Annotated in this window: 4 protein-coding genes; 1 reads left to right on the forward strand and 3 read right to left on the reverse strand. The window is 36.6% G+C overall.

The window, feature by feature from the left end; genetic code table 11:
• Positions 1–168: 168 nt before the first annotated feature.
• On the reverse strand, positions 169–1,584 hold the full coding sequence (aspA, locus tag V7127_RS03495; protein WP_438823965.1) for an aspartate ammonia-lyase: 1,416 nt from the start codon (positions 1,582–1,584) through the stop codon (positions 169–171).
• A 189-nt stretch (positions 1,585–1,773) separates the two neighbouring features.
• Positions 1,774–2,538, reverse strand: coding sequence for a 2,4-dienoyl-CoA reductase (gene fadH / locus V7127_RS03500; protein WP_335347978.1), 765 nt, complete (start codon positions 2,536–2,538; stop codon positions 1,774–1,776).
• Positions 2,539–2,753: 215 nt separating this feature from the next.
• On the opposite strand from fadH, the gene V7127_RS03505 reads away from it, so the two are divergent.
• A complete protein-coding gene (locus V7127_RS03505; RefSeq protein WP_335347979.1) occupies positions 2,754–3,620 on the forward strand; it encodes a metallophosphoesterase in 867 nt (288 codons plus the stop codon).
• A 30-nt stretch (positions 3,621–3,650) separates the two neighbouring features.
• Here the strand turns inward: V7127_RS03505 and V7127_RS03510 are convergent, their stop codons facing one another.
• Positions 3,651–5,756 (reverse strand): EAL domain-containing protein, encoded by a 2,106-nt coding sequence (locus tag V7127_RS03510; protein WP_335347980.1) that lies wholly within the window; start codon positions 5,754–5,756, stop codon positions 3,651–3,653.
• Positions 5,757–5,861: the final 105 nt, after the last annotated feature.

Below are 5,861 nucleotides of genomic sequence, written 5' to 3' on the forward strand. Positions count from 1 at the left end.
ATAATCGGGCCTTTACGGGATGTTGATCCCTCTTAGAAATTTGTGTTTTACTCACCATCTTGCAGTGGGGATCTTACAGCCCGTTAATCTGCGATAAATGGACAAAAATACCGATAATCTTACCGGTATTTTTGTCTATAAATTAATTTCATTATATGGGCGATAACCTTACTTATCAAGTAAAGATGCACCCGATATTCCAGGCTTTGTCATTTCGTATGGGTCTAGAATCAGATCTAATTCTTCTTCACTTAGCACATCATATTGCAAGCATAATTCACGAATGGATTTCCCATTTACGATTGATTCTCTGGCAATTTCAGAAGCGACATTATACCCGATATGCGGATTGACAGCAGTTAATAAACCTACGCTTTTTTCCACATACTCTTTAAGGCGGTCAGCATTGGCCGTTATACCAGACACACAGAAGTCAGTAAATACGCGGAAGCCATTATTCATGATTGAAATGGATTGCAGTAAATTAAATAATAATACCGGCTCCATAACATTCAGCTCAAATTGTCCCGCCTCAGACGCAAGAGATATCGTATGGTCATTGCCAATTACTTGGAAAGCAATTTGGTTAATAACTTCCGGCATAACTGGATTAACTTTTCCTGGCATAATAGATGAACCAGGCTGACGTGAAGGCAAGTTAATTTCATACAAGCCTGCTCTAGGCCCAGAAGCCATTAAGCGGAGGTCATTGGCGATTTTTGACATATTCACCATACAAATTTTAAGGGCAGATGAGACTTCTGTATATGTATCCGTATTTTGTGTAGCGTCAACAAGATTACCGGCTGGTTTCACAGGGATGCCAGATATCTCAGCTAAATACTGGACAACCTTTTCAATATAAAGAGGATCGGCATTGAGCCCTGTTCCTACAGCAGTTGCTCCCATATTTACCTCTAATAAAGCTTCCATTGATCTTTCAATTCTCTTAATATCACGTTCAATCACATTTGTATAAGCCCTGAATTCCTGCCCTAGACGAATTGGAACTGCATCCTGTAAATGAGTTCTTCCCATCTTAATAACCGAATCAAATTCGATAGCTTTTTGATTAAAAGCTTCCTTCATTTCATTCATAGTATTTAATAATGTTTCTAGTGCTCTATAAACAGCAAGATGAATTGCTGTTGGAAAAGCATCGTTTGTAGATTGGGCCATATTAACATCAATATTTGGATTCAAATGAAAATATTCACCCTTTTCCTTCTCCAAGAACTCTAATCCTCTATTTGCGATGACTTCATTCGTATTCATATTAATGGATGTTCCCGCTCCGCCTTGGATCGGATCCACAATAAAGTGATCATGCCATTTCCCTGAAATAATTTCATCTGCTGCTTTGCAGATAGCCTCCGCTTTTCCTTTATATAAACGCCCGATACTTGAGTTTGCAAGCGCAGCAGCTTTTTTTACAATTGCCATCGCAATAATTAAATCTTTGTCTAATTTATATCCTGTAATGGGAAAATTCTCAACAGCTCTTAATGTTTGTATGCCATAATAAGCCTCAATCGGAACATGCTTTTCTCCCAAGAAATCCTTTTCTACACGATATGTACTCACAAATAACATCTCCTAATCAACCAATTATTGATGAAAGAGAAGTTGTCCACTCCCCTTAGATTTAGTATACTACTATTCCTTAAGATTTTCTGTTAGTTTTTTATAAAGGATAATTTTTCAAATATTAGAATAACTTTTCGAAAAAAATAACCAGCATGGAATAAAATTACTCCCCTGCTGGTTTATTATCTAGAACGGAAATTGATTTAACCATTGTCCGCCGTCCATTGTAATACATTCGCCATTAATATAGGCTGCATGCTCGGAAAATAGAAAATAAGCTAGTTCCGCTATTTCCTCAGGCTTTCCTAGTCTTCCTAACGGTACACTATTAATAGTTCTTTCTGCAGCCGACTCCGATTCCCATAGCCTCTCAGCTCCTCCTGTACGTTCAATCGGGCCGGGGGCGATTGCATTTACTCTTATCCCATATTTTCTTCCCCATTCTACTGCCAATGTTCTTGTCATCGATAATACGCCTGCTTTCGCCGCAGCTGAGTGAATGACGCCTGCACCTGCATCCCAGGCATAAGTGGCCACCATATTGATGATACTGCCTTTAATCCCCTTTTCGATCCAGTACTTTCCTATTTCACTAGAGCAATAAAATGTTCCATTTAGGACAATATTGATTACTGAATTCCAGCCATTTGCGCTAAGTTTTTCAGCTGGACATATAAAATTCCCAGCAGCATTATTGATGAGATAATCGATTCTTCCAAAGGTTTTAAGTGCTTCGTCAACCATATTTTTCACATGTTCTATTTCACGAACATCCATTTGAACCGTCAACACTTGCCCTGGAAATGTTTCTATTTCTAATTTTGCTTCATCAAGACGCTCCTTTGTTCTTCCTGTTATAACAACAAAAGCATTCGCTTCTGCAAAACGTTTTGCCATATATTTACCCATACCACTTGAACCACCTGTAACAATTACTACCTTTTCTTTCATCCTTTCCCCTCCTTAATAATGAATGATCATTCATTCTCTATTTTACCACTAGCAGATTGAATTTTCTAATAAATTATAAGACTTTTATCATAATTGCAAAACTCATAAATTAGGTTAAATCCATTTTTCTCCCTTTTTTTTAAGATAAGAGTTTGATAGTATAAGAAGGTATCTATGTTTTAGGTGAAAATGAATTAGATTGGTTGGTAATATTCATGCCAAAAAAAGTTACGAGAAGGTCTTTTTTGAAAAAAGTATTCGGCTCTTTACTTACAATTTCCGGTCTAGGTGCTGGAGGATATTATTATGCAGGTCATATTGAGCCTAGGCTCTTAGAGATAAATAATTTTCCGATTCGTCATAAATCAATTCCAAAAAGCTTCAATCATTTCAAAATTGTTCAGTTCAGTGATACTCATTTGGGCTTTCAATATGATAGGCAGCAATTCATGACTCTTGTAGAGCAAATAAATGAGCTTAAACCAGATCTTATCTTTTTTACAGGAGATTTGTTGGACGCCCCTAATAAATACTTAGAAGGCGATAAGATCATTCCTCTTCTTAAAAAGCTAAATGCCCCATTTGGTAAATTTGCTATATACGGAAATCATGATCATGGAGGGTACGGATCAGATATTTATAAATCCATCATTGAGCAAGCTGATTTTAATTTGCTGCAAAACAGTCATAAACAAGTAAAATTACTTGATGGCAGCAGCTTGTATATAATTGGTATTGATGATGCCATGCTAGGAAATCCTGACATCAGTAAAGCTTTAGCAGGAGTTCCTGAAGATTCTTACAAAATCCTCTTATCACATGCTCCCGATTTAGCAGATGAGGCTTCACAGTTAAATATCCAGCTGCAGCTTAGCGGTCATAGCCATGGGGGACAAATCCAGATTCCTTTCATTGGTGCCCTTGTAAAGCCTCCTTTTGCAGAAAAATATCATGAAGGCTTTTATGAAATTGGCGGCACACCATTAACCCTTTATGTCAATCGCGGAATAGGAACTACCCGTCTTCCGTTCCGTTTTCTATCAAAGCCTGAATTGACTGTATTTACGCTTGTAAGTGAATAGAAAAAGGAAAAGCATATGCTTTTCCTTTTTCTATTTATTGCAATATTCTTTAAGAAAGTAATTTTCAATCTCATCTGCAGGAAGAGGTCTAGAGTACAAAAATCCTTGTGCTTTGTGGCAGTTGGCATTTAATAAAAATGCCGCCTGATCCGCGCTTTCTACTCCTTCAGCGATTACCTCCATCCCCAGGCTTCTCCCTAAATGGATGATAGTCGTTGTAATAGCTGCATCTTTATCGTTTAATAGTACATCCTTGACAAAGGACTGATCAATCTTTAATACATCGATTGGAAATTGCTTTAAATAATTTAATGATGAATAGCCCGTTCCAAAATCATCAACAGATATTGAAACTCCAAGTTCCTTTAATCTTGATAGAATAGGTGCTGTATCCCTCGTATCCTGCATGGCACCTTCTGTTATTTCAATTTCCAAAGCCCTAGGATTGATTCGATATTTTTCAATCGATTTTTGAATGATTTTAAGCAAATTGTGCTGCTGGAATTGTTTTGGAGAGATATTAATAGCAATTCTAAAATCCTGATGATATTTATCTGACCAATCACGAATTTGCTTACAGGCAGTGTCAATGACCCAGTTTCCAATCGGTATGATTAAACCTGTATCCTCTGCAAGCGGAATAAATTCTCCTGGAGAAATCAATCCAAGTGCGTGATTATTCCAGCGTAATAGTGCCTCAAAACTAGATACTTTCGTTGTCTTTAAATCAATCTGAGGCTGATAATGCAAAAACAATTCTTCCCGTTCGATCGCCTTTCGCAGGAGTGTTTCCATTTCAACAACATTTCTAAGGATTGAATTCATGTCTGTCCGATAGAATTGGAAATGAGCTTTCCCCTTTTCTTTTACCCTAAATAAAGCTTCATCCGCATTTTTGATAAGAGTCTCAGCGTTCTTCCCATCATTCGGGTACATACTAATCCCAATACTTGGTGAAATATAGTATTCTTGAGAGCTTAAATAAAAGGATTTAGAAAACTTAGATAAAATATTCTGTGCAAATTTGCTAGCTTTATTTCTATCTGTATGTGAAAGAAGAATAATAAACTCGTCCCCGCCCTGCCTATAAACGGTGCACCCTTTTAATTCAGAAAGTCTGTTTGCAACTTTCTTTAATATTTCATCTCCTAAAATATGTCCGAGTGAATCATTTAAGTATTTAAACCGATCCAAATCAATTGAAAGAAGGGCAAATTCATTTCCTGTCTTTTTTGCAGAAGTAATTTGCTCCTCCAAATCTCCTAATAATGCTCTCCTATTATATAAACCTGTCAGTTGGTCATGAAAGGCCATATATTTAATAGTTTCCGCATTTTTTGCCTGCTCAGAAATATCTCGTGTAATAATATATATACCTACAATCTCTTTGTTCACAACAACAGGTGCAGTCTTAATGTGAACCGTTAAATAATGTCCTTTTCGATGAACAAATCGGCAATCGAGTGTTTCAATCGGAAAACCATTCCTCGTTTTGTGGAAAAGCATTTTTATATCTTCTATATCCTGTTCTGGAATTAAATCAAATATAGACCGATTGGTTAGCTGCTTTTCCGACAAACCTGTTAATTTCCTCCCTGCAGGATTGACCTCCTGTATGATGCCATTCAGATTAACTGTTAGAATTCCATCTAAATTATGGTCAACGATGGATCGGTATTTCTGTTCACTTTCAATTAATCGCTTCTTCTCTATTAATGCTGATGTTATGTCTCTCGTGACGGATACGACATAGCTTACCTCGTTATTTTCATCAAACACAGGAGTCAAAAATGACTCCCCATTCATCTTGCTTCCATCTGGAAGGACAACCTCATCTGAAAATCCAATAGATTTTTTCTGCCTAAGTATTCTTAAATATTCTTGCTGTAATACGTAAGCAGTTTTAAAAGGGAGAACTTCATCCAATGATTTCCCAGTATAGTCAAGTGGCAAATTAGCATGTTCTAGCCCTGGCTTATTAGCGAAAAGATAGGTGAAAACAGGGCCAGGCTCTACCTTCATGATAAAAACCATATCTTTAATGTGTCGAAAAATAATATCTAAGATAATGCCTTCAACTTTACTTGTAATATTCATGCTATTTAATTGTGTTGTTAATTCCTCTATCTTTTCCATCTAATCATCCTTATACTTATTCCGTCCATAAAAGAACTTGGACATGTATATCAAGAGATGCCTTTAATGATTTCTAAAAACAATCAAATTTTAACAAAATGTCCC

The sequence above is a fragment of the Bacillus sp. JJ1773 genome (assembly GCF_036962035.1).
In the GTDB taxonomy this organism is placed as follows: domain Bacteria; phylum Bacillota; class Bacilli; order Bacillales; family Cytobacillaceae; genus Cytobacillus.

Excerpts from the sequence above, each read along its gene's own strand:
- fadH (WP_335347978.1), bottom strand. The coding sequence starts at position 2,538 with ATGAAAGAAAAGGTAGTAATTGTTACAGGTGGTTCAAGTGGTATGGGT.
- V7127_RS03505 (WP_335347979.1), top strand. The coding sequence starts at position 2,754 with ATGCCAAAAAAAGTTACGAGAAGGTCTTTTTTGAAAAAAGTATTCGGC.
- V7127_RS03510 (WP_335347980.1), bottom strand. The coding sequence starts at position 5,756 with ATGGAAAAGATAGAGGAATTAACAACACAATTAAATAGCATGAATATT.